The 26,153-nt window shown below is 47.0% G+C and carries 23 protein-coding genes; 14 read left to right on the top strand and 9 right to left on the bottom strand.

All coding sequences use genetic code 11. From position 1 onward, the window contains the following. Nucleotides 1-185: 185 nt before the first annotated feature. From AAC052_RS08845 to AAC052_RS08860, 4 genes are read left to right on the top strand one after another with little or no spacing between them, the layout of a single operon-like run. The gene (locus AAC052_RS08845) at nt 186-1,361 is read left to right on the top strand and encodes a sialidase family protein (RefSeq protein ID WP_339812620.1); all 1,176 of its coding nucleotides are present in this window, start codon (nt 186-188) and stop codon (nt 1,359-1,361) included. An 11-nt stretch (nt 1,362-1,372) separates the two neighbouring features. Next, nucleotides 1,373-2,770, top strand: a complete 1,398-nt coding sequence (locus tag AAC052_RS08850; protein ID WP_339812623.1) for a DUF3748 domain-containing protein — start codon at nt 1,373-1,375, stop codon at nt 2,768-2,770. Between the two features lie 36 nt (nt 2,771-2,806). After that, nucleotides 2,807-3,733, top strand: coding sequence for a dihydrodipicolinate synthase family protein (locus AAC052_RS08855; RefSeq protein WP_339812626.1), 927 nt, complete (start codon nt 2,807-2,809; stop codon nt 3,731-3,733). A gap of 32 nt (nt 3,734-3,765) precedes the next feature. Beyond that, nucleotides 3,766-5,256 carry a sodium:solute symporter gene (locus AAC052_RS08860; RefSeq protein ID WP_339812627.1) on the top strand — a complete coding sequence of 497 codons (1,491 nt, stop codon included), beginning with the start codon at nt 3,766-3,768 and terminating at the stop codon, nt 5,254-5,256. Nucleotides 5,257-5,359: 103 nt separating this feature from the next. Here AAC052_RS08860 and AAC052_RS08865 read toward each other — a convergent pair whose 3' ends face one another. The 3 genes from AAC052_RS08865 to AAC052_RS08875 form a co-directional block, all read right to left on the bottom strand. Continuing rightward, the gene (locus tag AAC052_RS08865; protein WP_339812628.1) at nt 5,360-5,620 is read right to left on the bottom strand and encodes a DUF2442 domain-containing protein; all 261 of its coding nucleotides are present in this window, start codon (nt 5,618-5,620) and stop codon (nt 5,360-5,362) included. 7 nt (nt 5,621-5,627) lie between these two features. Further along, the gene (locus AAC052_RS08870) at nt 5,628-5,885 is read right to left on the bottom strand and encodes a DUF4160 domain-containing protein (RefSeq protein ID WP_339812630.1); all 258 of its coding nucleotides are present in this window, start codon (nt 5,883-5,885) and stop codon (nt 5,628-5,630) included. Nucleotides 5,886-5,948: 63 nt separating this feature from the next. Then, nucleotides 5,949-6,452, bottom strand: coding sequence for an SRPBCC family protein (locus AAC052_RS08875; protein WP_339812632.1), 504 nt, complete (start codon nt 6,450-6,452; stop codon nt 5,949-5,951). Between the two features lie 181 nt (nt 6,453-6,633). Between AAC052_RS08875 and AAC052_RS08880 the strand changes: the two genes are divergently transcribed. Continuing rightward, nucleotides 6,634-7,905 (top strand): hypothetical protein, encoded by a 1,272-nt coding sequence (locus AAC052_RS08880; RefSeq protein WP_339812634.1) that lies wholly within the window; start codon nt 6,634-6,636, stop codon nt 7,903-7,905. A gap of 2 nt (nt 7,906-7,907) precedes the next feature. Here the strand turns inward: AAC052_RS08880 and AAC052_RS08885 are convergent, their stop codons facing one another. Next, nucleotides 7,908-9,095: a hypothetical protein gene (locus AAC052_RS08885; protein ID WP_339812635.1), complete on the bottom strand. Its 1,188-nt coding sequence runs from the start codon at nt 9,093-9,095 to the stop codon at nt 7,908-7,910. Further along, nucleotides 9,092-10,084, bottom strand: a complete 993-nt coding sequence (locus AAC052_RS08890; protein WP_339812636.1) for an aspartate-semialdehyde dehydrogenase — start codon at nt 10,082-10,084, stop codon at nt 9,092-9,094. Before AAC052_RS08890 ends, AAC052_RS08885 begins: the two co-directional genes overlap by 4 nt. Before the next feature lie 467 nt (nt 10,085-10,551). Here AAC052_RS08890 and AAC052_RS08895 point away from each other — a divergent pair, with 467 nt between their 5' ends. From AAC052_RS08895 to AAC052_RS08905, 3 genes are all read left to right on the top strand, one after another. Next, entirely contained in the window at nt 10,552-11,325 is a 774-nt protein-coding gene (locus tag AAC052_RS08895) for a hypothetical protein (protein WP_339812638.1), read from the top strand. An 11-nt stretch (nt 11,326-11,336) separates the two neighbouring features. Continuing rightward, entirely contained in the window at nt 11,337-11,897 is a 561-nt protein-coding gene (locus AAC052_RS08900; protein WP_339812640.1) for a hypothetical protein, read from the top strand. Nucleotides 11,898-11,958: 61 nt separating this feature from the next. Then, complete coding sequence (locus AAC052_RS08905; RefSeq protein WP_339812641.1) at nt 11,959-12,468, top strand: hypothetical protein; 510 nt, start codon at nt 11,959-11,961, stop codon at nt 12,466-12,468. 6 nt (nt 12,469-12,474) lie between these two features. Here the strand turns inward: AAC052_RS08905 and AAC052_RS08910 are convergent, their stop codons facing one another. The 3 genes from AAC052_RS08910 to AAC052_RS08920 are packed head-to-tail and all read right to left on the bottom strand — an operon-like array spanning nt 12,475 to nt 14,450. Beyond that, nucleotides 12,475-12,825, bottom strand: coding sequence for a DUF6527 family protein (locus tag AAC052_RS08910; protein ID WP_339812644.1), 351 nt, complete (start codon nt 12,823-12,825; stop codon nt 12,475-12,477). Next, nucleotides 12,806-13,981: a ThiF family adenylyltransferase gene (locus AAC052_RS08915; protein ID WP_339812647.1), complete on the bottom strand. Its 1,176-nt coding sequence runs from the start codon at nt 13,979-13,981 to the stop codon at nt 12,806-12,808. The genes AAC052_RS08910 and AAC052_RS08915 overlap by 20 nt, the downstream gene beginning before the upstream one ends. After that, on the bottom strand, nt 13,956-14,450 hold the full coding sequence (locus tag AAC052_RS08920; RefSeq protein WP_339812649.1) for a multiubiquitin domain-containing protein: 495 nt from the start codon (nt 14,448-14,450) through the stop codon (nt 13,956-13,958). Before AAC052_RS08920 ends, AAC052_RS08915 begins: the two co-directional genes overlap by 26 nt. A gap of 135 nt (nt 14,451-14,585) precedes the next feature. Between AAC052_RS08920 and AAC052_RS08925 the strand changes: the two genes are divergently transcribed. The 6 genes from AAC052_RS08925 (at nt 14,586) to AAC052_RS08950 (ending at nt 25,542) form a co-directional block, all read left to right on the top strand. After that, complete coding sequence (locus tag AAC052_RS08925) at nt 14,586-15,260, top strand: hypothetical protein (protein ID WP_339812651.1); 675 nt, start codon at nt 14,586-14,588, stop codon at nt 15,258-15,260. After that, nucleotides 15,247-15,600 (top strand): hypothetical protein, encoded by a 354-nt coding sequence (locus tag AAC052_RS08930; RefSeq protein ID WP_339812652.1) that lies wholly within the window; start codon nt 15,247-15,249, stop codon nt 15,598-15,600. Before AAC052_RS08925 ends, AAC052_RS08930 begins: the two co-directional genes overlap by 14 nt. Further along, nucleotides 15,566-16,402, top strand: coding sequence for an ImmA/IrrE family metallo-endopeptidase (locus tag AAC052_RS08935; protein WP_339812653.1), 837 nt, complete (start codon nt 15,566-15,568; stop codon nt 16,400-16,402). The genes AAC052_RS08930 and AAC052_RS08935 overlap by 35 nt, the downstream gene beginning before the upstream one ends. A gap of 961 nt (nt 16,403-17,363) precedes the next feature. Further along, nucleotides 17,364-17,657: a nucleotidyltransferase domain-containing protein gene (locus AAC052_RS08940; RefSeq protein WP_339812655.1), complete on the top strand. Its 294-nt coding sequence runs from the start codon at nt 17,364-17,366 to the stop codon at nt 17,655-17,657. Then, on the top strand, nt 17,647-18,000 hold the full coding sequence (locus AAC052_RS08945) for a DUF86 domain-containing protein (RefSeq protein ID WP_317489276.1): 354 nt from the start codon (nt 17,647-17,649) through the stop codon (nt 17,998-18,000). Before AAC052_RS08940 ends, AAC052_RS08945 begins: the two co-directional genes overlap by 11 nt. A 534-nt stretch (nt 18,001-18,534) precedes the next feature. Further along, nucleotides 18,535-25,542: a lamin tail domain-containing protein gene (locus AAC052_RS08950; protein WP_339812657.1), complete on the top strand. Its 7,008-nt coding sequence runs from the start codon at nt 18,535-18,537 to the stop codon at nt 25,540-25,542. A 119-nt stretch (nt 25,543-25,661) separates the two neighbouring features. Here AAC052_RS08950 and AAC052_RS08955 read toward each other — a convergent pair whose 3' ends face one another. Further along, entirely contained in the window at nt 25,662-26,135 is a 474-nt protein-coding gene (locus AAC052_RS08955) for a hypothetical protein (RefSeq protein WP_317489272.1), read from the bottom strand. Nucleotides 26,136-26,153: the final 18 nt, after the last annotated feature.

The raw sequence follows: 26,153 nt of genomic DNA on the forward strand, positions 1-26,153 counted from the left end.
CGCCTGTGAGGTGGTGCAAGCAAACTATTAAGTATAAAGTTGCCACTTTTTGCCAGATATAAAACGCCAATATGGCAAAATCATACAATTTATTGGCAAAAGCAGATAGTGGTTGATCTCTTTAAAGACTGATCTTCGTAAGAGCTAGCCTTCCTTTTGTTTGCGACCACCAACAACACCACAAGATGCATCGAATTAGCACAGTACTTCTCTTTGTTTTCATATGTAGTTTGGCGACAGCCCAGGCACCTGATCTATCAAAGGTGCCTGGCGTTGTTGTCGCACATAGTCTCGCTTCATCGGGAAAATACATCGGCTCCCCCAGCCTGACCGTGCTGCCAAATGGTGACTACCTTGCGTCTCACGACTTTTTTGGCCCCAACTCCAACGAGCATGTAAAAGCGGATTCCCGGATTTACCGGTCAACGAACAAAGGGAAATCGTGGAAATTTGTGATCGAAATTCACGGTGCCTTTTGGTCGAAGCTTTTTGTGAGCGAGGGAAAGCTATATTTCATCGGCACCGACAGGCACCACGGCCACACCATCATCAGAACATCGGTCGACAACGGCACCACATGGACCGAACCGGTCGACAACCAAACCGGCCTGCTGCTGGAAGGCGAATACCACAATGCCCCCGTTCCCGTGGTTGAACACAATGGCCGGCTGTGGAAAGGCATGGAAAGCGCTATGGGCCCGATCAAACAATGGGGCAAGCGCTATGGTGCCTTTATGATGTCAATCCCGGTAGGACAAGACCCACTGGTAGCCGACAACTGGACGTTTAGCAATACTCTGTACTACGACTCTACCTACCTCGAAGGCAACTTTGGAGGCTGGCTGGAAGGCAACGCCGTTGTGTCGCCCGAAGGAAAAATATTGGACGTTCTACGGGTCGACGACCGCTCTACGCTGGAAGAAAAAGCTGCTTTTATTTCGATTAGTGACGACGGAAAAGTGGCAACATTTGACGAAACAACTGGCTTTATTCATTTTCCCGGAGGGAGTAAAAAGTTCGCCATTCGGTTTGACCCAGAAAGTCAATTATACTGGGCCATTGCCAACTACATACCCGACAAAGTAAAAGCAACCAACCGGGGGAAGAACCCGGCCAGCTTAAGAAATACCCAGGCGCTCTTCAGTTCTGACAATTTGCATGATTGGACATTGAAAGAAGTCCTCCTCCAACACGAAGACCCTGTGAAACATGGTTTTCAGTATGTCGACTGGCAGTTTGACGGTAAAGACATCATTTTCCTGTCGAGAACGGCCTACGACGATGGACTGGGAGGGGCACACAGAAGCCACGACGCCAACTTTCTGACCTTTCACACGATCAAGAAATTCAGGAAGAAGTAAGCCTTACAAAAATGACAGTCATGATACGCAGCCGGTTATATTTTCTGGGAGTAGCTTTAACGCTAGCCGCCTGCGGATCGCCCAAGACACCGGTAATCAATATGAATCTGAAAGAATACCAACTTACTTCCGACGCCAAAGGCCATTATCTAAATCAAAGACAAGCCTTTTCGTCAGACGACCAATGGCTGGTGTACGACAACAGAAACGATGGTTCCCAAATTGGGCTGAACCCCTCAATTGAAATGGTCAATATTGGCCATGGAGAAGTAAAGCTAGTCTATAGTGCCCCGAACGCCAATGCGTTCGGCCCCGGAGTGGGTGCTGTTGCTTTCAATCCGAAACAAAATGAAGTCCTTTTCATTCATGGCCTAAGCAACCACGACACCACAAAACCTTACGGCATTACCCGGCGCACAGGTCTGGCTGTCGACCTTGATAACAACAACAAACTAGCCAGAAAGGACGCCCGTGACGTAGTTCCGCCCTTCACTCCTGGAGCGCTGAGAGGCGGTACGCACGCTCACTCTTACAGTGGCGACGGCCGATGGATTAGCTTTACCTATAACGACGACGTCGTCGCAGTGCTGTCCAAAACAGACTCCACTAAAAAAGACCTCCGAAACATCGGGGTCATGATCGATAAAGAGCCGGTGTCGGTAAAAAATGAAACAGCCGAAAGCTTTAGCGGCGACGTGTTTTCAGTGATCGTGAGCGAAACCACTGAAAACCCCAAGCCGGGAAGTGATGAAATCGAAAAAGCCTATGAGGAAGGTTGGGTGGGCACCAATGGCTATCTAAAACCAGACGGAAGCAGGATTGAAAAGGCCCTGGCTTTTTTGGGCGACACCAGAGACGCCAATGGTCAGCTGGTGGCAGAAGTATTCATTGTCGATCTCGATGTTGACCTGAGCGTCGCTGATCCGGAGAGGCCCTTGGAAGGCACCGCCGCATCGAGGCCCTTTCCCCCGGCAGGTGTCAGGCAAAGAAGGGTCACCTACACCACCGACCGGAAAAATCCAGGCGTACAAGGCCCCCGTCAATGGCTGCGCAGCCTGCCTGATGGCTCACTGATTTTCTTCCCTATGAAAGATGATAGCGGCTTCGTGCAAGTGCATGCTGTTTCACCAAACGGCGGCGACGCCAGGCAAATCACACAAAATAGCTTTTCCCTTGACACCTCGTTCAGCATAAGTGCCGATGGCATTTACCTGGCTTATGGCTACAACCAGGAGGTGTACCTCACCAATATTCAAACAGGCGAAACATCGAAGGTGTCACCAGAAAGGAGTTATGACAGTACTGACCTCGAAAATATCAACTGGTCAAACAGCGGGCATACGCTCGCTTACAACCGAAAGGTGGTAACTGCTGACGGTGCCTGGTACCAGGTATTCATTTTGAAATAAGTTTTTGATAGCAACTATATGACTGGGAACAAAAAATTGAAGCAACCGCTCACCGGCATCATCCCACCCATGGTGACGCCTTTGCTTGAAGACATGAGCCTCGACCTGACCGGGCACGGCAAGGTGGTGGAGCATTTGATAGCGGGCGGAGTCAGCGGGTTGTTTATCCTGGGATCCACCGGTGAATCGACCAGCCTTAGCTATGCGGTGCGGCATCAGCTGATAAAAGAAACTTGCCGGGCAGCGAACGGCAGAGTGCCCGTGCTGGTGGGCATCACCGATACCGCTCTGGTCGAGAGCTTCAGTCTGGCGGAAACAGCATATGCGGCCGGGGCCTCGGCAGTAGTAGCCGCACCGCCCTACTATTTCAACCTGAACCAAAAGGAGCTCTTCAATTACTACGAAAAGCTGGCCGGAAACCTGACACTGCCCCTGTTTCTCTACAATATGCCAGGGCTGTGCAAAGTGCATATCGAAGTAAACACGGCCGTGAAACTCTCTGACCATACAAACATTATCGGACTCAAAGACAGCTCTGCCAACTCGGTCTACTTCCAATCGCTGTTTCAGTCGCTGAGTGCAAAACCTGACTTCACGCTGCTGGTAGGGCCCGAAGAAATGATGGCTCAAACAGTACTGATGGGAGGCCATGGCGGGGTAAGTGGCGGAGCGAATATGTTTCCAAAGCTGTTCGTAAAGCTATATGAGGCTGCCGCACAAAAAGACTTTGCCACGGTGACCAGTCTGCAGACCCTAGTGATGGAGATCAGCAACAGCCTTTATGGTGTGGGCATGTACAGCTCCAGCTACCTGAAGAGCATCAAAACCGCATTGTCGCTCATGAACATTTGCCACAGCCACATGGCGCCGCCACTGGCAGCCTTCGACGCCGCTGAAACAAAACATGTAACGCCTATCATTGAACAGTTTAAATTAACACTTGAAAAAAGAGGTTTACTGTAACCATACCAACGCCCAACTAACACCTACTTACCATGGACTTGCCAATTATTGACCTGGCCATCTTCTTCTTTTACATGCTGCTGATCATCGGCTTCGGCATCTCGTTTTCCTTTCGGAAACGAACCGCCGAAGACTACACCCTGGGTGGTGGCCGACTGCCGGCCTGGGCCATTGGCATGTCCATCTTTGCAACCTTCGTGAGCAGCATCAGCTTTCTGGCGTTGCCGGGCAATGCTTACATGGGCAACTGGAATGGCTTTGTCTTCAGCCTTTCCATCCCTTTGGCAGCCATAGTAGCTGTGAAGTATTTCGTGCCTCTGTATCGAAAGTTGCAAAGCGAGTCTGCTTACTTTTACCTGGAGCAACGCTTTGGCCCCTGGGCTGGCACCTACGCTTCCATTTGTTACCTCTTGACCCAGCTGGCCCGTATGGGTGCCATTATGTATTTGCTGGCGTTGCCCATGAACGCCCTGCTGGGCTGGAGCATTCCCCTGATCATTGTGGTGACAGGTATCAGTGTGATTGTTTACGCAAGCCTTGGTGGGTTTGAAGCAGTTGTTTGGACGGACGCCATTCAGGGCATCATCCTCATTGGCGGTGCGCTGGTCAGCTTGCTCGTCATCATGTTTTCTATGCCCGAAGGACCAGGCCAGGTGTTCACCATTGCCTCCGAAGCCAACAAGTTTAGCCTGGGCAGCTTTGACTTCGATTTTACAACCTCCACTTTCTGGCTGTTGTTGGTCTACGGGCTGTTTATCAATCTGCAAAACTTCGGCATCGACCAGAACTACGTGCAGCGCTACATCAGTGCCCGCACCCAAAAAGAAGCGGAGAAATCAACCTGGCTGGGCAGCTTGTTGTATGTGCCAGTATCGCTGCTTTTCTTTTTTATCGGCACGGCCCTGTTCGCCTACTACCAGGCCCAGCCCGACCTGCTACCCACCGAACTGCAAGGTGCAGGTGATAAAATATTTCCCTACTTCATCGTCACGGGCTTGCCAGCGGGCGTAACCGGACTGTTGATCGCCTCCATTTTTGCAGCGGGCATGAGCACGGTCTCCACCAGCATCAACAGCTCCGGCACAGTCATCCTGTCCGACTTCTATAAGAAGTTCTTCAACAGAACCCCTTCCCAAAAAGAGTCGATGCGGGTGCTGCTCACCGCCTCCTTTGCCATGGGTGGCACCAGCATTTTTGTGGCCCTGGCCCTCAATGGCGTCACCAGCGCCCTCGATGCGTGGTGGGCCTTGTCATCCGTCTTCAGCGGAGGTGTCCTCGGCCTCTTCCTGTTAGGTGTGATCTCCAAAAAGGCCAAAAGCCTGCATGCGGCCATCGGAGTAGTGGTAGGTGTGGTGGTGATCTTGTGGCTCAGCCTGTCTCCCGTGTTCTTCACAGCCGAAGGTTGGCAGGCTTTCAAAAGCTCCTTCCATGCCAACCTCACCATCATTTTGAGTACGACGGCTATCTTTTTGGTGGGGTTTGGGTTAGTGAGTGTTACTAAAAGGGGCAAATCTGACTTTTGATAGAGGGGCAAATTTCTAATGCTACTCAACGCCATACCTCCGTAGTCATAAGTTAGGTTTGAAAATGGCGTCGATAGGAAACGTTTACTTTAGTGTCAACTTATCACGCCAACTTAGTCGATCTCGTATTTTGCTTCATAGCAAGGTCGTAGAGAAACTCCGGAGCCAGGTCTGCTCCATTTTCCCATTCTATTGTCCATCGGTTCAAATGGAATTTTTTGAAGTTTTCCACATCCTTCAGAGGCTCAAATACGGGCCCTTTAAAACTTTCGTATAGATCAACTACGCCTTTTACTCCATCATTGAAGGTAAATTCGATCTTATGTGCGTTTATATATTTGGCTCCAGTTACTTTCATTAACATTTTAATGTCAGTTTAATGGTTCAATTTTCTTTAAAGGCTCCTGATTCTGAGCAAGTTCCCAATTTTCGATCAATTCATCTTTGTGTAAATCCAACCACTCGTATACAAGTTTCAATGCTCGCCTGGGCATTTCACCCTTCACAACTCCATTCTCGATGTCTATGGTCGCCTCATAATCCTGGTATTCAACGTGAAAATGAGGCGGGTTATGGTCATTAAAGAAGATTCTTATAATAACCCCATAAAACCGACTGATCTCTGGCATATCCTAATCTACCTAACTAACTCAAAAATGACAATATAATTCATCCACATTACTAGTTTCCCCTCATTCGGGGTCGGAAAGTACCTTTTTCCATTTATCCGACTCCGCATATTCCTTGATCACCAAATTTCGTTGCTCCAAAAGGTCTTGCATGTACTTCCTCAAGACAACGAAGTCAAACATTCTCCCTAAAATGCCTAGTGGCGACTCGTAGTCGAAATAGTCCCGCATCTCCGTTTTGCCACCCAGGTCTTTGAAGTGGTGTTCATGACGGAATCTCTTGAAAGCCCCCTTTACCATCTTGTCCACAAAGAAATTTGGGTAATCTAATTCAGTGATTCTTGTCGTCAGCGTTTGCCTGATGCCAAAGTGCCTCGCCCTCCAGGTCACTGTTTCACTTAACCCAATGAGACCGGACGTCACACCTCCTATCGCTTCCTCGCCGGTATGGCTGGTGGATATTTTATGCAGGTCTATACTTCTCGAAAGGTCAAAGCATCTGTCGATCGGAGCCTCAATTACCATCTTTATCTGAATAATTGGCATAACAGTTTTCCAGGTCGTCAACAATTTAATGGTTTTCCGGGCGTGTCTTCACTCACGACCACTGCCCCCTCACACCCGGCATCACCGTCCACGACCAGAAAGTGGCCAGCAAAAAAATTGTGTAAGAAAGCCTAAAAAACAGCCTAGTCAAAGCAAAAATTATCTTATGATAGCTATTATTGGCCTTTCAATAGAAAGTTACATGAAAAAGCTACAACTATTCCTGGCCCTATCAATTCTGTCATTTTCACTTTTCAGTCAAAAAAGCTTCACTGATGGATTTATAGTCACTCTGTCGGGAGATACCATCAAAGGAAAGATCAACGAGAAGGATTTTTACCTCAACTTCTCTCAGTGCCAGTTCAAGGCTGACCAGGGGGACCAAGTGGTAAAGTATGAACCAGAAGAGATAAAAGGCTTTAGTATCGGGGGGCTTAACTTTTTTATTTCAGAGAGCATTACGCAAGTAGATCCGGATCGCCCGATGAAGTTCATAGAAGCACTTGTGGTAGGACAAACATCGTTATATAGATATAAGAACCATTTCCTCTTCAAGAAGGACACGCTTTCTTACCTCGTGTTAGAAGCCACTCCAATGGCAAGAGATCAGAACGGCTTCAATACAAATACTAAAGCCAATCTGGTACATCTTGGCATCCTAAACTACCTGTTTCAGGACTGCCGGGAGATTGACCTCTCCCCATCGAAAACTAATATCAATCGGGGTAAACTCATTAGTCTGACTAAGCAGTATAATGCCTGCCGGGGATCGGACAACGAAGTGGTTTTCAAGAAAAAACATGCCAGGCTGGCGCCTTCTGTTTATACCGATTTTGGCCAGATGCAACTACGATACGATTATTCGGACAACGAAAACGGAGATGAATCGATTTTAGGAAGTGAGCCAGTAGAAAGAACTATGCATCAAACCGGTTTTGCGATCGGTATTTTTCTTCCCAGAATTAGCGAAAGATTGATGATAGAATTGGGGATGAACTTCTCGCAATTCGACTATTCTTTTATATATGATACTCCCGTTAATCTCGGAGGCGGGAACATTGGAGAGGCAGTAAATGAAGTGACTATTAATGGGAAAATGATCAAAATCCCGCTATTGGTTCACTATGAACTTTTCTCAAGAAGTAGCATTACACCATTTGTCCGTGCGGGTGTGATTATTAGATCAATACAGTACGCAGAGAGTATTGGAAGACGGCGGTATTTTCAATACGACAGCTATTATAAGGAAGATTACTACAATTTTGAGCCAGCACTTATTCTGCCCGGCCTTCTTGGGGCAATTGGACTGGAAGGAAGGCTCGGAAAACACATAAGCATTTTTGGCCAGGTACAGACAAATATCTTTAGAGACAGGGCCCAGTACGACAATGTGAGTAACAGCGGAGAGCTCAAACTTAGTTTCAAAATGATAAGGCAAGACTATCTCGTAGGTTTTGGTGTTCGGGTTCGTTAGTCTCAAGCTATCACAACCCGCTCCGCTACCACCAACACCTTCCCACTCCCAACCGTCAATCCCATCACAAAACCCTCCTCACCCTCTTTCAGCTTCAGCCGCTTTTGTAACTCTGCCGCTTCCAGGGGAAAGTTTTTGCTCATCACATGGGCTTTGGCAAAAGGCAGCTTCAAGCTCTTCAGCCCCTTCGAAGAAAAAGGCAGCACGGCCAGCACCCGGAACGTCCGGCCGGGGAAGCCCTCGACCAGCGTGGCCGACGTGTATAAATGTGTATTGGGGTGCAGCTTCTTCAGCCCATAGCGAGCCGCCACCGTTTTGTAAGCGCCCGATTTGGTTATGGCCACGTTCGGGTCGTAAATATAGGCCTCCGGTTCACCGAAGCTCACCCCGGCCGATGCCTCCTCTTCCGGGCTAAAGCGCAGCACAGTTTCCTGCCCTCCCTGCACCTGCCAGGCTTCTATCTCCACCGGCCCGTTGCTGTTGTCACACACAAACAGCACCTCCTTGCATTCGTTGTTCACCGCCAGCACCAGCACCTTGCTCACCGTGCCCAGGTCACGCCGGCCCTGCTGGATGTCGATCATGGGCGAAGCCTTGATCAGCACGGTGGCGGCCCGTTTCAACAGCTCCGGCATCAGCTCCACCACATCGGGCGTACTGTCGCTAAACCCGATGGCCCGCTTGTTGCCCGCCCGGCGGTCGGGGTCGATATAGATGAAGTCGTAGTGGTCGGTAGTGTCAGCCAAAAAAGCCTCGGCAGTGCTTTGCACCACCTTCAAATGCTGAGCGCCCAGCACACCAAAATTGTGGCTGGCCAGCTCACACCTTTCGGCGTCGGCTTCCACATACACCCCCTTTTCAAAAGACTGGGAGAAAAAAAACGTATCCACGCCCGTGCCCCCGGTGAGGTCGGCGAAGGACTGGCCCGCCCAGCGGGCCGCTTTAAACCGGGCCGTCGTTTCCGACGAGCACTGCTCCAGCGCTACGCCATGGGGAAAAATAATGTCATCCCGGCTCAGCCAGGATGGCAATTTGTCTTTGGCCTTCTGTCGGGCCTTTAGTTGTGACGCCAGCAGGGACGCACTAACGCCCCCCGGCAGGTGCCTTTGCAAAGCAAGCTTCGCCGGACTGTCCGTAGCATGGGCCTTCAAAAAGGCCTGAACGTCCGGTTGGCTCAGCGCTTCAATCAAAACACCAAATTGGCCTCCACCAGGTACTCAGCAATCTGCACCGCATTGGTAGCAGCCCCCTTGCGCAGGTTGTCGGCCACTATCCACATATTGATCGTGTTCGCCTGCGACTCATCCCTGCGGATCCGGCCTACAAACACCTCGTCTTTATTGTGTGCCCAAATCGGCATTGGGTAAATATTCTTCGACGGCTCATCCTGCAGCACCACGCCCTTCGTGTGGGCCATCAACTCACGCACCTCGGCCAGGTCAAAGTCCTTCACAAACTCCACGTTCACTGCCTCGCTATGGCCGCCCACCGTAGGCACCCGCACCGTAGTCGCCGTCACCTTAATGCTGTCGTCGCCCATAATCTTCGTGGTTTCCTTCACCATCTTCATCTCCTCTTTGGTGTAGCCATTGTCGAGGAACACGTCAATGTGCGGCAGCACATTCATATCGATAGGGTGCGGGTATACCTTCGGCTCCGATTTGCCTTCTCTTTCGGCCATCATCTGATCCACGGCCTTTTTGCCCGTGCCCGTCACCGACTGGTAAGTACTCACCACCACTCTTTTAATGCCATATTTCTTATGCAAAGGCGCCAGCACCATCACCATCTGAATGGTGGAGCAGTTAGGATTGGCAATAATGCGGTCGTCGATGCGCAGCGTGCTGCCATTGATCTCCGGCACCACCAGCTTTTTCGTCGGATCCATCCTCCAGGCCGAAGAGTTGTCAATCACAATGCTGCCAGCCGCCTCAAACTTAGGCGCCCACTCCAGCGACGTGCTGCCACCTGCCGAAAAAATAGCGATATCCGGTTTTATGTCCACCGCCGTTTGCATGCCAATCACGCTGTATTGTTTACCCTTGTATTTTATTTGGGTGCCGACACTGCGTTCCGACGCTACCAGGTACAACTCATCAAAGTGGAAGTTCCTTTCTTCCAGCACTTTCAACATCTCGGAGCCCACAAGCCCTGTGGCCCCTACTACCGCTAATTTCATTTCTGTTTATTTTTGAATACTGAGGTGCAAAAGTAAAAGAAATCATTAAAGCCCAGCGAGTTTGGGCCATGATAATGCGGGAAATGTCGGGTGATTTTTTGTGGATGCTGACGCACCTAAGCTCCCAGCCCCACGTCATTTCGTAGTGCAACGGAGAAATCCCCCCGACCTGGCAGCGTTTTTATGGGCGTGCCCCCCGCCAACAACATTCCGTCTGAAAGACACAAAAACCGTTTGGCGGGGGTCGGGCTATCCGCTCCAAGTCCTCACCGCCGAAGGGGCGGTTCCGGGCTTTCCGCTGCTATCCCTCACGCAAAAGACAGGAATAGAATCCCTTGAAACTGAACAATGAGTGATAATACATTTAAGGAGGCTGTTTAGAGACCATGAAAAGAGAATCAACGTAGCTTTTTATTGGATTAAAAGTGCGATATTCAAATAAGTATATTGAAAACAATCTATCCAAAATGGAGAAACGGTTCTATTTATTCTTATTAGTTTGCTTGATCATTGCTTTGGCCCCAGTACCATCAGATTCAGTTCATGCAACGACCATAATAATGGTAATGACCTCTGAATTCTCGATTTTAGCTACGGACAGCAAAGGAACATGGACTAGCGGGAATTCTGGTGAAAAGTCGACAGAGGAAATTGTTAAAATCGTAAAGGCTGGAGAGTATTATTATTCAATAGCTGGCATATTAGGCAGCACCAAGAATCATTATGGATATAGAGAGGTAATATCACATTACTTAGTCAATAATGATTTCGAAACCGCAAAATCCAATATCAAGAATGAGCTTTACGACCGATTAATGGTCGACATTGTGGATTACAAGGAAAACAACCCTCATATCTACGATCATGTCAAGGACTTTGCGTATTTTTTATCTTTAGGAATAATTGGAAGAATAGATGGCTGCCCATTTGGGAGCAAGATTCTTTTTCAAAATGACAAGAAAGCTAATGTCAGTATTACAGTATCGGATTCATTTTTTTCGAGTCCAAAAAACTCTAGTCAAGCCAAGGCGTATTATTTAGGTTCGTGTGATGCTATCTTAAATTACACAAATTCTTATGGTTTTCCGAAAATGAGTCCCGAAGAAGGAATAGTTGCGCTGATAGAGGCTCAAGTAGATGCCAGTCCTAACGATTGCGGCTTGCCAGTCGACTTAATTAAATTAACCTCTTTAGACGATATTTGGGTCTCAAGAAAAAATGGCTGCCCGATTGAATATTGATATAATAGAGCATGGCATATAATCTTAGACATAGGGAAGAGGGATTTGTCTACCCTATTCCTTTCGGAACTTACAGCGTATACCTTGAAAATCGTATTCCTGTGCTATACAAGAATACGCAAGGAGAGGTGAAGGGAGTATTAATTGAAGAAGACGAGTCAAAAGAACTTTTAATATTTTACTTCTCTTTCCAGAGAGTCAAAGGGATGGACGCCGATAGTTTGAAAAAATTTTCCTCGCAGGACCACTTCTACTTTGAAAACTTATCATTTGGGCTTTTAGCAGAAGATTGGGGTATACTTCAACATAGAATATTCTTTGATGCAGACTCGTACTATGAGTTCTATGACACTAACATTTGGTGCCGCAGCAACCTTGCATTTATACATGACGAAAATGGCAATTGGGATGAGCATGCAACTTTCTCTCCAAGGGCCATTGGCTATGCACCTCATCGAAGAAATGAGGAGGACTATTTTGAAAGTGCGGAGGACTATTTCGACGAGCCCGACCTATACAATGACAATCTAGACATGGATCAACAAGATCCTGAATTTTGGAACAACTTATAAGTTCTCTTATAAGCCAGCAAGTACGTAACGAATTTCTAATACAGAGATTAACCATCAACAAATGGGTACAAAGTGGAACAGACCGAACATTCCCCACAAGGGCTGGACAATTGAAGATGTTATTGATATTCGAGAAGATGGACAAATCGAGGGTGAAACTGACTATCAGACTTGCATGATGTGCAACAATGATAGGATTCGCTATGTGCATATTGTTTCACATCCTGAAGTGAAGGACAACTTACAAGTCGGCTGCGTTTGTGCCGAAAAAATGACTGGCGATTATGTAAACCCCAAACGATTAGAGAAAAAATTAAGACAACGATCGGCGAGAAGAATAAACTGGATAAAGAAGCCATGGAAGCAAACGGGAAATGGAAACCTTACTTTGGTTTTTGAAGAACATCGGTTATTGATTTTCAAAGACCCAAAAACAAAAAATTACAAATGCAAAATCGGTGAAGTGTGGGGAAAGAAAACATTTCAATCGATTGAACAAGCTAAACATGCCGTTTTCAAGGGCATTGAACATTTAAAGGGCAAAAATCTGTGGTGTTCTTGCCAAAGGTAAATGTTGCTACTTATTTTTTCTTGTCCTGTAGTACTTCTTCTGAAGTTTGGCATCTTTTTTTCTCGCCTCTTCAATTTCCCAATCGCTCCATTTTCTGGCAAACTTTACTTTGTTGTTTCTAATCCAATAATGCGATTTGCATTCAAAATTCCAATTGCCAATTGAAGGGCTAAGTGAAACAGTTTTTCCATTGAAAGTAAGCTCCCAATCTGTCGGCGAAAGAGGTGTCACAACCTCGTTGCCGCAGCCGCAAACACATTTATGAATTACGGCGCAATATTCTATAGAGATGTAAAGTACTTCATCTTCCAAGACCTCTGGAACTAAGTCAATAAATTTATGTCGCAATATCCTCATTGAGTAGTTGACTAGTGTTTACAGTATAGGTTATATGATATTCCTCTTTTAAGTCTTTGTAGAAGCCACAATACCTTTTCCATTTCAAAACTGCCATTAAAGCATTCATCGCATTCAAATCGGCGATTTGTATGTTAGTTGAATACTCGTCTTCTAAAGTATCGACAGCAGGAACTCTGTTGGGAATATGTTCAAGCTGTGTGGGAGTGCCTAATGTTGCCCTAAGTATGGAGGAGAGGGTATCGTCAACTATTTCCACTCCAAGGCCGACATCAATAAAAGGGATTGCAAAATTAACAAGGTTAGAAATGATCATACCTCTTGCACTATTGCTATCGATGCAGATGAAAACGAACGATAGCCCCTTAAGTAAATGAACATTTTCCTCAGTTATTTTTTCGGCATACGGAATTATTCCCCTCCGCATATTTGAATAAACAGACGCATAGTAGTCGACCTTTTTATGCTGCGCTATCAGAGCTTCGATTGAAGCCGCTCCAGGAGCACGAAAAGCATTATGCATTAAGAACTCATCACTGTCAAATAAAAGAATTTCTTCGACGTGAGTTTTGGCAACAAGGTCTAAAATATAAGAACCCGTTCCCCCCAAACCAATAATACCGACTCTCTGGCCTTTAAACTTCTCGTTGATGAAATTGATGTTAGCCCTGCTTGAGTTCGTATCCAGGTAATGAAAAACCGATTCTTCCTCACTACACTCAACTACCTTAAATGTTTTTGCACTTGCACTTGGGTCTAATGAGGTCGCAGGAAAAGTTATTAGCTCAATATAACGGATGACCTTATCATAATAGTTCGCATAACCCTTCGGTGGCTTGTTTGAGAAGTATTGACTTAAAACAATATCATCATACAGCCTTTGATTGACTGCTGAATGTTGAATTGAAGAAAGGATACTTCCATTCTTGTGACATGGGTGTTCACCCATAAAATAAATTTGGTGGTTATCTGGCCTCATAACCACATCATTGTTCAGCACCAGCGTGGAAATCAGCTTCCCAATTTTAACTTTACCGCTACTATTAACATACGGTATGTGGTGGACAATTAAATGCCCACCTCTCACCTCAATTTCAAAACCCTCATCCCTGAGGCGTTTCAAATCCGAATTACGATTTATCAGTTTGTTTGACATTGAATATCATTTTATTTTTCACGAATACTCTGTCCTCTTTGTCCATAGCCCCTTCAGGGTTTTGGTGGGGCCCTCTGTCATAAGTAACAGTGTAACCTTTGCTTCCGCTAGTATCATGGGAGCCATAAGCCAGTGTAATAACTTGCTCAAAAGTGATGGTCTTTTCGATCCAAGATTTTTCTTTAAGATTAACAATCAATGCTACCTTGAAGTGTTCCTCCTTTGAATAGAAATGCTCAACTTCAGGCCGAGCAAGATTCACCTCTTTGTTATCCGGAATCAGTTCATCCTTCCATGGTCTTTTTATTGCAAGGAAAATCTCATTTTCAATCGGGATGTTGCCCAACTGCCTAATTTCCGCACCAGTAATATATTCCTGATGCCACTCATAGTGCTTCTCATTAAGAGAAAAATGAAGCACACCTTTGCGATCTTCATGTTTTTGATCTTTGTCTGTTTCTTTTGACATTGTGTAAAATTTGAATGTTTATAACTATAACCCTTATATTGAAACCGTTACTTTGTTTTATCTTAGATAATGATTTCACATATACTACTCGAATCGTTACTAACGCTTTTTGGTAGTAAGTGTATTACTGTGTAAATGACGCAACAGGAATTAAATAGCGAACCAACTGAGCACCTTCTGAATTACATTCAATGGAGGGAAGAATCTGACTATGCTGAAATAGCAAAGGAAGCGTTCAAGGTCTTCACTTTTCGCTATCAGTTAGACCTTCAAAAGAAACTTATTCCTATCTGCACAAACTGGGGCTACGATAAACAAGTAGCAACCGAAATAGCTTATGGAACTTTTACCCGTATCTGGAAATACCCAAAGTTTGATCTTTCAAAATCAAACCAGAAAGATTACCACAAAGCCATTACCTTTTACCTTTATGGCATTGCGAAACGGTTGTTAGCTGATTACAGAAAAGGGGAAAACGAGGAGCCCAACCCATTTAGGGGAGACGAAGAGATCATTCGTGAATTTCCTGATCTTGATAAAACGGGAATTGGCACGGAGAAAAAAGGAATTCTTAAACAACGTTTTGAGCATATTCAAAATGCCTTGAGTCGACTTACACCAAAGCACAAAATAATTTATCTTACTTATAAGCAGTATGAAACAGAAACAAGCGATGGATTTACGCTGCCCAGAAGATTGCTAAAAGATTTGCGAACGGAACTTGACCTAACGCAAAACAGTATTCGTGTCTACAAGAAAGAAGCAATTGATGAAGTTGATAATTACTTAAAAACGTATGGCTCAAAATAAGAAACATATTACACCGGAGAACATTACCGAATGGCTATCATCCACCGGTTTCCTTTTTCCGAGGAATGAAGTTGAGCTAGAAAGGTTCGAGAAACTATATTGCGAAGAAGATTTCGGTTTGACTGGGACAGAGATTGACCCAGACAAAATTATTAGCGGTGATTTCAAAAAAGGGAAGTCATCGAAAATGCATGCTGACATTAAGAAAGAAGAAATCAATCCTTATCGCATAGCTGCACGAAACGGAAACGATCTCCCTAAACACATCCTGGACAAAATCAAAAGAAATCAAAGCAAGCCAAACAATGATTCTGCCTCACAGGAAGATACAAATAAGTAAACTGGCAGAAGATATCGCATATCAGTTTTCAAATAGGAATCTGACTTTGTTAAACGAGATTGCCAAGTTTGAAGACGTTCCTATTCATTACGACAATTATGAAAATGCCTTTGATGGCATGTTGCTATATGATACCGATACCCAAGACTTTCACATTCACATAAATAATGATAACGGCAATAGGCAAGATTCCAAGAGGGGAAGGTTTACACTAGCACATGAACTAGGACATTTTTTTTTGGATGAACATCGTTTGGGCTTGAAATATGGCTTGCTTGAACCTCATGCTTCGTTTCATAACATCAATCAGAAAACATTGATTGAAGAAGAAGCCGATTACTTTGCTAGTTGCTTGTTGATGCCAACAAATAAGTTCAAAAATCATTCTTCTGAATATAGAAAGCGAACAGGGAGAAATGGATTTTCCTTTGACACTGTTCAAACCCTTTCAGAGAGTTTTCAAACTAGTGTCCTCTCAACGTTAATTCGCTTTGGAGAAGTTGGGACTCACGAAATTTTTGCGATCATTTCTAAAGACAATATTGTGAAGTGGTATGTGAAGAGCACTGACTTCCCAAATTGGAAATGGAAGTTCCAAATCGGGGGACTTGTTCCGCCAACTACTGTTGCAGGAGAATATTACAATTTGGAAAACAAAAAGGTAACGACCACCGAATCACTTAAAGCCGATGATTGGTTCAATCCACCGCCAGACGACTATAGAGCAGACAGAGAAATGTATGAACAGTGTTTTTACGCTGACAATTATGGCTATGTGGTTAGTTTGCTGTGGTTTGATTAATGTGAAAACAATATCACAAGACGGTTAAAAGCCTTACTCACTCAAGTTTGTCTCTTGAAAGAGTCTGCTACCCTATCCCAAAGCGGCCAAGGCAACCCGACCTCCACTACCCCTCTCGCCCAATGCCAACTACCAGTACTGAGCAACTTCGGGGTGCTAGTCGCCTGATGGCGGCGGCGCCATTGCGCAAGTGAGGCGCCGGGGTTGCGCAATACCCGGGGGTGAGGTTGCGCAATACAGGTAGTGCAGGTTGCCCAACCCAGGTAGGCGAGGTTGCGCAACCGAGGGGGTGGGTGTTGCGCAACCCAAAAAAGACCAGAAAAACCATGCCCATGTCTGCATTTATTAACCGTGCTCATTGATAGGTATTCCGCAGGGCCATCCTCCACCGGCACATCGCTTCGAGCCTTCCATGGTTTGCCGCTAACGCTGCCAATCTGCTAAAGCCCCCATAACAACGTCATTTCGCAGTGAAACGGAGAAATCTCCATGACCTATAGCCGAGCCTATTACACCTCCTGCCATCATCAAGGGGATGCCTCCCTCGTTCCTCGGAATCGGCATGACGTTGGTTTGGTGAGGGTGGAGGTAACCGATCGTCTGAATCGGCAGGGTGAACATCACTAAGGGCCCCACTCACAACCCCATTTCGGCAAGCAGGCCCACTTACCTGGATTCCAAATGCCGTACCTACGGCACTCGCCGGACATTCGCATGGGTTCCAGGGTTTACCGCTGTTCCGTCCCTACGGGACTCTTGCTCTGCGCTTCTCCTTTGTCCGCCGAAGCCTTTGGCATAAGAGGATTTCCTCTGCGGTAACCCCCCCTCCAATTGTGTGCCCTTCGTTTCGGTTGGTCAGGCCTGCCACTTCATGCTGGCTTGCTGAGGTCGGATGCAGCCTTGTTGGAGGATTTTATGCAATGACGATCCACTAGCGACACAAATTTTGTATTTTGGCTCCATGAAATTGGAAGCCGACAAAATAGAAACCATCAAAACCTACTTTAAGACCAGGCCTGTCTTAAAGGCCTATCTATTTGGCTCTTACGTGAGAGATGAAGCGGATCAAGAAAGTGATATAGATATATTAGTTGAGCTTGATTACTCACAAAGAATAGGACTTCAATTTGTGCAGATGCAAATTGACCTGGAGAAACTCCTGAGCTCCCCGGTCGATCTGGTTTCCTCCAATGGGCTTTCGCACTACATTAAGCCGGTTGTTGATAGTGAAAAACAGCTGATTTATGCGAGGTAGACTGGGCGACGAAGTCAGGCTTCGGCATATCTATGATGCCATTCTTGAAATAGAATTGTACGTGGCTGGCAAAAGCTTTTCAGACTTTATGGACAACTCAATGATGAGGTTTGCTTGCATCAAGCAACTAGAGATTGTCGGTGAGGCCAGCAATCATATCTCGGCCGAGACAAAAAATATTTTTTCGTCAGTTGAATGGACACAGATTGTTGGCATGAGAAACATTTTTGTGCATGAATATTTCGGAATTGACGCCAACCTGGTTTGGGAGATTCTTACGAATGACATCCCTGAATTAAAGGACAAAGTGAAGGAGATTCTTGATGGGTATTCCTCAGAGTAATCGTTCGCTTGCATATATGACTTCGAAGCTTCCTGGGCAGCCTTCCCGGCAAAGTTGCCGATCTGCTGAAGCCTCCATAGCAACGTCATCATAGCGAAGCGGCCTCGCCTACACTTAGTTTCGGCAGACAGGTATGACGTTGGTTTGGTGAGGGCGGAGGTAACCGGTCGTCTCAATCGGCAGGCTGCACATGACTAAGAGCCTCGCTCGCAACCGCATTTCGATTGGCAGGCCCACATAACTGGATTTTATATGCCGTACCTACGGCACTCGCAGGAGATTCGTATGTGACTCAGGGTTTACCGCTGTTCCGTCTCTACGGGACTCACTCTCTGCGCTTCTCCTTCTCTCTGCGGCAAACCATCCTCACGCCAACTTAAAAACACCGAATCTATGGCCCCAATGAGGCAATAGTGTGAGAATTAGACCTGCTACCCACGATAATAACAGTGAAAAAATCAATTATGGCAGCTAATTATTAGTTGAAATAATCAGATTGACTATATTGAGATACCAACCTACCTTTTTTCAATTATGATCATTAGAGCTATTGCTTGCTCCATTATCTTCTCTTCTTGTACTATATTTTCTTCCTACGGTCAGGTAATTGATGATTTCTCGGATGGGGATTATACCGCCAACCCCGAATGGAATGACCCGAATAACCATTTTATTGTGAATGGAGGGAATGAGCTGCAGCTGAATAATTCCGCAGCTAGTGGAACCGGTGCCTTCTACTCAACGGTGTCAACCGAGCTCGACTTATTGGGAACAACAACCTGGGAATTTGCAGTCAAAATGGGGCTGAATCCGAGCAGCTCTAATTACGTGAGGGTGTACCTCTCCTCGGACAACGATGACTTTCTTGGCGACTTAAATGGCTATTACGTATTGATCGGCGGGTCAAGCGATGAAATAAGTCTCTTTGAGCAAACCGGTAATTCACCTACGCCCGTAATTCAAGGAGCATCGGGGCTTGTGAACTCAAATCCGGTTAATGTCAGAGTTAAAGTAACCAGGCAAACAGATGGAACCTGGGAGCTTTTCCATGATACTTCGGGCGGGTCGACCTTCACAAGCGAAGGGTCAAATACAGATTTGACCCACACAAGCAGTGCTTTCTTTGGCTTTTATATCCGTTACTCGTCTGGAAACAAGACCAACTATTCTTTCGACGACATCTCAGTAACTACCGAAGCTTCAGTTGCGAGCATGTCGATACAAGACAAAAACACTCTCCAAATTCAGTTCAACCAACAAGTGGAACAAGTGAGCGGCGAAACAGTTGGCAACTATGAAATAGACAACGGAGTAACGATCAGTTCCGCCTCCAGATCAGACACTGATCATTCTCAGGTAACGTTAACTCTTTCTGACCTGTCAACCGGTGAGTATGCTCTTTTGGTCAGAAACATTAAGGATGAACTCACTGAGACACCAATGGCTACAGCTCAAGAATTGGCCTTCTCCTACACCCAACTCACCCTTTCCGACATCATCACTCCCTCCTCCACCGAACTAAAGCTCATTTTTAACGACAACCTGGATGAAACAGCAGCAGAAACGGTATCGAACTACACTATCAACGGTGGCATCGGCACGCCCGTCAGTGCTGTGCTCAACCCTTCCAACGCAAAAGAAGTTTTGCTCACGCTCGGCGCTGAATTGGGAGAACAAGCCTATGAACTGGCCTTACCCAATGGCCTGTCCAACGCTTCCGGTAATAGCCAGATCGAATCGAGTGCTGCCTATGATTTCGATTTTGTTGTTCCACTCATCGCAGAAGCGGTGGAAGTGATGTCCAAAAACCAATTAACCATCAGCTTCAACAAAGCCGTAGCAGTTGGGTCAGCCCAAACACTGGAAAACTATTTTGTCAACAAGGGCATCGGCATACCCTCCTTAGCGGCTATTGGCGCTGAACCAAATGAAGTGGTGCTCACCCTGGGCACTAGTCTGCTCAACGACAGCTATGAAGTTTCCATTAGCAATCTGACAGATGAGTCATCAACCCCGCTTTCGCCAGAGCCTACGGTTCTCGCCTTTTCTTACCTGCTTTTGACCATCACAGACATCAGCGTCACCGGCGAAAAGACATTACAGCTTACGTTCAATCAAGCAGTCGATCCAAGCTCCGCAGCACTCGTTTCCAACTACTCGCTGAACGACGCTTTTGGCAATCCGCAAACAGCCAGCGTTTCCGAGGCAGATGACAAAATTGTTGAGCTTACTTTTTCTGAAGACTTCTTCAATTTTACCTACGAGCTTACCATTAATGGCGTAGTCAACGCAGATGGCAATGCCTCAGCTGAAAATCTTGTCGAAGCCGTGATGGTGTCGAAACCAACTCCTTTGGGTACACTCATCATCACCGAAATCTTCGCCGACCCTAACCCTAAAGGTATCATCCCAGAATCGCCAGTGCTGCCCACTGCCTCAGGCGCCGAGTTTGTAGAAATCTATAACCCGGGCACTCACTCCATCAACCTGAATGGCTTCAACTTAACAGGTGGATCTATTGGGAATCATTCAATTGGTGGCGGTGCCTACCTCGCCCTGATGCCAACTACTTATTTTGCTGATTACGCTGGCCTTGCCAATGCAATCACTGTAACCAGCTGGAACAGCCTCACCAACTCCGGCGAGGTCATCACACTGAAAGACCAGCTCGGGAACATCATTGACGAGGTGACTTTTAGCAGCAGCTGGAACGACGACAGCGAAAAGGACGGCGGATGGTCGCTCGAAAAGATCAACCCGCAACCAGCTTGCGAAAGCAGCGCCAACTGGCGCACGTCCATCGATGAAAAAGGAGCCACGCCCGGCACTCAAAATTCCGTTTTTGACGATTCGCCTGACACAACTGCACCAACCGTTGCGGAAGTAGAAATTGTAGACGAAGAAACCATCGCCATCCATTTCAATGAGAAAATGGGCACTGACCTCGCTGGTATTACAGCAAGTCTTAATGGAGAAGATGCCGCTGGTTTCTCCTTTCCCGACGACCAAACTCTGTCTATTACACTGACCATGCCTTTGGTTTCGGAAGCTCAATATGCGCTTGAGTTAGCTGGACTAAGCGACTGTGCAGGCAACCCTATGGCCAACGGGTCTATTGACTTTTACTATGACACCAAGCCCCCGGTTCCAGTGCAAGCGGTGCTTCGCTCATTTAGCAGCTTGTTGCTCCGGTTCGACGAGCCTTTGAAAGAAACTGACGCAGAGAAAGAGGAAAACTACAAAATCGTCGACCTGGATATTGCTCCCACGAAAGCCAGTCTTCTGGCTGAGTCCTCTCAGTCAGTCCTTTTGGAATTTGAAGAACCGTTTGTCCTTGATGCCTCCTACGAAATAGAGATAAGCAACCTGAAAGACACGCTGGAGAATGTGATGGCAAATCCAATCACCCTGGTATTTTCCGTGGAGCAACACATAGATTCGGTGTGGGCGGAAGGAGCCAATTTTTTGTCGGTTAGTTTCAATATGGTTCCTGACAACGGATCAATGGCATCGGCAGACAATTACCTTTTAGATTCGAAAGCTAAGCCGCTGAAAGTAATTGCGGTAGCCCAGAACATTGCCCGGTTAATTTTTGAAAGCAATTTCTCTGAGAACAAAGACCTGACACTTTCGGTCTCCAACCTGACCAACTCAGATGCGGACGAGCTCATTACCCCAGACTATACTTTCCGCTATGACACCAAGTCACCGGTAATCGATTCTATCGTTGCAATGGATGCATTTCATTTGGTGGTGTACTTCAATGAAGAGCTGCAAGCTAGTTATGCGGAAGCCACCGGCAACTACGAATGGCAGCAACATCACCATCCTGATTCGGCAATTCTACAGCCAGACAGAAAGTCTATCCTGCTTTCATTTGATGAGCCTTTTCCTCAGGAAACCGAGCAGCAGCTTTCGGTGGTTAACCTGAAAGACCTTTATGGAAACCAAATAACCAAAGCTGTTACCAAACCCTTCGTTTACGACACCTTTCCTCCCAGAGTAAATGGGGTGATCGTTACCTCGCCGAAGACACTCGAGATTTCCTTTTCCGAACCAGTTACTGCCGACGCATCAGCCCTTGTCCATTACCTCCTGAGCAACAAGCAGCCCTCTCTGGCGAAACGAACACTTCCGGAATCAAATGTGGTGATACTTACCTTTGCTGAGGCTCTTCCGGATGTCAATAACATTCCACTAGTGATCGATGGCATCTCAGATTTCTCCGGTAATACTGCGGAGGAAATCAGTACCACCGTCAACAACGAGGACCTGCAGCCCGGAAAGGCGACAGCCAATTCGGAGAACAAAGTACTGATCTCTTTCAACAAAGAACTGAGCGACAACATCTCTGTATCAAATGTTACCGCCAACGACATCATGTCCCTAAAAAGAGGGAACCAGGCTCACCTTTTGGAACTGGAAGTGTCCGGCAAATTCGAAGAAGATTCTCTGTACAGCTTCACATTCGATGGACTGACTTCAGCGAATGAAATTGCCCTTGTTGCCTCAAAATTTATTGATTTTACTTACCATTCCATGGTTGAGCAGGTCACTTCCAATCATTCGGTGCTTGTTGAACTTTTGCTTACCGTACCGGTAAATGCAGACAGCCTTTCAACAGCGACTCGAATCGTCGTCGGGCCGGCGGAAATCAATCCTTCTCTTGTTTTGCCGGATGCCGACGAGCCCAACAAAGTGAATATCTACTTTGACAAAAATCTTCCCCTCAACGAAACCTTGACGCTCTCTTTTTCCGAGCTGTACGATGTATGGGGCAGAAGAATTCCTGACCAGTCCGTCCCGTTTGCCATCGATGCACAACCACCAACAGTTGAGAACGTCTTCTCCCGATTGTTCTCAGAAGTCATCGTGGAGTTCTCGGAAAAGGTTTCCAGTTCAACAGCACTCAGCCCCAATCATTACACCGTTTTAGGGTTGGCGCAACCGGGCCAGGTAGTGTTCACAGGCGCTGATCAACTTTCGGTTTCGCTATCTTTCAAAAATGAGTTTGTCGATAAGACCACCTATCAATTGGTAGTGAAAAACGTAGAAGACATCTCTGGCAACCTAATGCAAGCCGATACCCTTTCATTTACCTATGCCAGGCCAAACATTCCAAAGACTGGAGAAGTCCTGATCACGGAGATCATGGCAGACCCAAGCCCAACGGTTGGTCTGCCTGAGGTAGAATATGTCGAGCTATATAACAACTCCGATGTCGATTTTGAGCTCTCTGCATTTAAGTTCGTCAATAGCGACAAGGCTTTTGAGCTTGGGGAAGGCCGCCTCACGTCTGGTGGCTATTTAATCCTGTGTTCTCCCAACGACGCTCCTTCCCTTGCTGATTTCGGAGTAGTAGTGGGCTTGACAGGCTGGTCGGCGTTGTCCAACACGAAGGATTCCCTGAGCCTGATAAATTACTATGACGAAGTCATCGACCAGGCAGTTTATACCACCTCCTGGTACAAGGACTCCCAAAAAGACGAGGGTGGCTGGTCGCTTGAACGGATTTTGGGTGAATCAGCGTGCGGGGAGGACTACCGCTGGGCGGCTTCAAAAAATGAGCTTGGCGGCACTCCGGGCTCGGCTAATTCTCTGACTTTTTCGGAGGTCGACTCGGTGGCTCCGACGTTGGTGAGTATAGCCGTTGTGGCACCCAATCAGCTAAGTCTGGTGTTTTCAGAATGGGTGAGCGAAATCGGGCTTACCGGTCTGCAAGTGACTGTCAGCAGTGGGCCTGAAGCGGCCTCGTTTGAATTAGGCGAGGATCAGACGAGCGTGCTGGCGACACTGAAACAGACGTTCACTCCAGGATCTGAGTACATGGTCACCGTCAGCGGAGTTGTGGACTGTAGTGGCAACAAAATGAAAGTAGCTGAGATGAAGGTTGGTGTTGGCAGATCCCCCACTTTTGGAGAGCTCATCATCTCTGAAGTAATGCCAGATCCCGACCCAACACAAGGTTTGCCGGAAGCGGAGTACATTGAGATCTTTAACCCCACCAGCGAATGGATCAGCTATAACGGAGTGAGTTTGATCGTAGGAGAGAAGCAAGCTACTTTTCCTAATGGGGCTATTCCTCCCGGGTCTTTTCTCATTCTCGGCAGCTCGGGAAACCAGCCCCGATTAAAGGAATTTGGGTCCACACTTGCCATCACTTCCATGCCCTCTCTGAAAAATGACGGCGACGACATTTCCCTCTATATTGAAGGTAACCTGCTTCACCGCATGCAATATGACGATGACCTTTTTACCGACAACGCAAAAAGGGATGGTGGCTGGGCCCTGGAAATTATCGATGTCAATTTGCCGTGCGCAGGTGAAGAAAACTGGACTGCTTCTACCAACGAAAATGGGGGAACGCCTGGTCAAATCAACTCGGTGAACAATACCCTGGGCGACGGCACACCTGCCAGCTTGATGGAAGTTATCCCAACCTCCGATTCTACACTGCTGGCACGGCTCAGCGAGCAGGTCATCATCGATGCAGATAAATTGCAGATCAGCATGACGCCTTCGCTCGGAGAGCTCACTATTCAGTCGAACTTGCTTACCAACAATTTTACCATTCAGTTTCAGGAAAGCATCAGCCCCGGAACTTTCTACACGGTCTCTCTTTCGGGTCTGGTTGACTGCCGGGGAAACATCAGCCCGGCAGAACAATTGTCAGCCAGCTTCATCCTTCCTTCGCCCTCCGATAGCCTGGACGTAGTGATCAACGAAGTCTTATTCAACCCGAGAAGCGGTGGTGTCGATTTTGTGGAGCTTTACAACCGCTCCGACAAATACCTTGATATCAACGGTTGGGAAGTAGGCAACATCTTAACAGCCACAGGAGAACCCAATGATTTCAATACCATTACCACTTCGAATCACCTGCTCGCACCAGGCCACTTTCTGGTGCTGACCGAATCGCCCACAACCTTAAAGGGCGATTACCCCTCGGCGAAAGAGGAGGCATTTTTTGAAGCAGACTTGCCCACTTACCCCAACACGGAAGGCGGAGTGATCATCAGAAATGCGGATGGCCGGGTACTCGACTGGTTCAATTACGATGAAGACCTCCACTCGCCTTTTCTTGAGGATGTCAAAGGAGTAGCTCTGGAAAGAGTTTCCGTGGAGCACGAAACAAATGACCCGGAGAACTGGGAGTCAGGCGTATCGACGACGGGCTTTGCGACACCAGGTTACAACAACGCCAACCAAAGAGCCGGGCAACCCGCTACCGGTAAAGTATCCGCCGAACCGCAGGCCTTTATCCCTGGCGATGCTCTTAATGGTTTCACCGAAATCACCTTCGACAGTTCCCTGACCAATGCCCGTATTGACGTCTATATCTACGACATGGCGGGCAGAAAAATCAAAACGCTTACGCAGGGTCAGATCGTGGCAGATGGCAGCTTCTTTCGATGGGATGGCTCCACCGACAAGGGTGAAATGGCAAGAGTGGGTGTCTACATTATACAGATTGAGTACTTCAATGCCGCTGGTCAGAAGGACGTGGTACGTACCACCGTGGCGGTGGGAGCCAGGTTTTAAACGGCTCACCTTCCGGCATGAAGGCGCCACCGGGAACTGTGCAGGGTGTTTGTACGTCTGTGGTTCTTGGGCGTGTCTTCGTCTTTGGGTGTGTCTTCACACCCAAAAGCAAGCATCTCTCAATCAATCAGCTTCAATACTCTTTTGGCCTTATAGTCCTCGTCCCTCACAGGCTCTACAATGATTACGTCTCCAGGCTTTGCCCCCGAAAGCACCTTAGAAATGGACACCTCATAAACAGGATTTTGGAAGAATGCATTGTGCATGACAATGTCCCCTCTTCTCAGATAAGCCCTGAATGGAATATGTTCCTGCTCGGGGCTTCCGGGCTTTCCCCTCACAAGTGATATTAGCCCCCAGCTTTTTGTGTCCAGCAGTGCCACATCAAACGGCACACCATTGAGCAGCAAGCAGTCCACATGGATATTGGTGTGCCTGCCCACCTCATTGCGAACAAACTCGTTGTCCTGTATGATCTTATCCCGCCGTTCTTTTAGCCGTTCTTTCGATAGCAACAATAGTGGATTGACCGCCTGGGCCTGCACGGCTCCGATCTGCAGCGTCAAAAGAATGCACAGAAGTAATTTCAACATCTCGTTGGCTGTTAGTTT

Source organism: uncultured Imperialibacter sp. (assembly GCF_963974565.1).
In the GTDB taxonomy this organism is placed as follows: domain Bacteria; phylum Bacteroidota; class Bacteroidia; order Cytophagales; family Cyclobacteriaceae; genus Imperialibacter; species Imperialibacter roseus.

Coding starts and splice junctions, on each gene's coding strand:
- AAC052_RS08860 (WP_339812627.1), top strand. CDS start 3,766: ATGGACTTGCCAATTATTGACCTGGCCATCTTCTTCTTTTACATGCTG.
- AAC052_RS08845 (WP_339812620.1), top strand. CDS start 186: ATGCATCGAATTAGCACAGTACTTCTCTTTGTTTTCATATGTAGTTTG.
- AAC052_RS08945 (WP_317489276.1), top strand. CDS start 17,647: ATGCGAGGTAGACTGGGCGACGAAGTCAGGCTTCGGCATATCTATGAT.
- AAC052_RS08895 (WP_339812638.1), top strand. CDS start 10,552: ATGGAGAAACGGTTCTATTTATTCTTATTAGTTTGCTTGATCATTGCT.
- AAC052_RS08890 (WP_339812636.1), bottom strand. CDS start 10,084: ATGAAATTAGCGGTAGTAGGGGCCACAGGGCTTGTGGGCTCCGAGATG.
- AAC052_RS08915 (WP_339812647.1), bottom strand. CDS start 13,981: ATGTCAAACAAACTGATAAATCGTAATTCGGATTTGAAACGCCTCAGG.
- AAC052_RS08850 (WP_339812623.1), top strand. CDS start 1,373: ATGACAGTCATGATACGCAGCCGGTTATATTTTCTGGGAGTAGCTTTA.
- AAC052_RS08955 (WP_317489272.1), bottom strand. CDS start 26,135: ATGTTGAAATTACTTCTGTGCATTCTTTTGACGCTGCAGATCGGAGCC.
- AAC052_RS08935 (WP_339812653.1), top strand. CDS start 15,566: ATGATTCTGCCTCACAGGAAGATACAAATAAGTAAACTGGCAGAAGAT.
- AAC052_RS08870 (WP_339812630.1), bottom strand. CDS start 5,885: ATGCCAGAGATCAGTCGGTTTTATGGGGTTATTATAAGAATCTTCTTT.
- AAC052_RS08905 (WP_339812641.1), top strand. CDS start 11,959: ATGGGTACAAAGTGGAACAGACCGAACATTCCCCACAAGGGCTGGACA.
- AAC052_RS08900 (WP_339812640.1), top strand. CDS start 11,337: ATGGCATATAATCTTAGACATAGGGAAGAGGGATTTGTCTACCCTATT.
- AAC052_RS08925 (WP_339812651.1), top strand. CDS start 14,586: ATGACGCAACAGGAATTAAATAGCGAACCAACTGAGCACCTTCTGAAT.
- AAC052_RS08940 (WP_339812655.1), top strand. CDS start 17,364: ATGAAATTGGAAGCCGACAAAATAGAAACCATCAAAACCTACTTTAAG.
- AAC052_RS08880 (WP_339812634.1), top strand. CDS start 6,634: ATGAAAAAGCTACAACTATTCCTGGCCCTATCAATTCTGTCATTTTCA.
- AAC052_RS08910 (WP_339812644.1), bottom strand. CDS start 12,825: ATGAGGATATTGCGACATAAATTTATTGACTTAGTTCCAGAGGTCTTG.
- AAC052_RS08920 (WP_339812649.1), bottom strand. CDS start 14,450: ATGTCAAAAGAAACAGACAAAGATCAAAAACATGAAGATCGCAAAGGT.
- AAC052_RS08950 (WP_339812657.1), top strand. CDS start 18,535: ATGATCATTAGAGCTATTGCTTGCTCCATTATCTTCTCTTCTTGTACT.
- AAC052_RS08865 (WP_339812628.1), bottom strand. CDS start 5,620: ATGTTAATGAAAGTAACTGGAGCCAAATATATAAACGCACATAAGATC.
- AAC052_RS08930 (WP_339812652.1), top strand. CDS start 15,247: ATGGCTCAAAATAAGAAACATATTACACCGGAGAACATTACCGAATGG.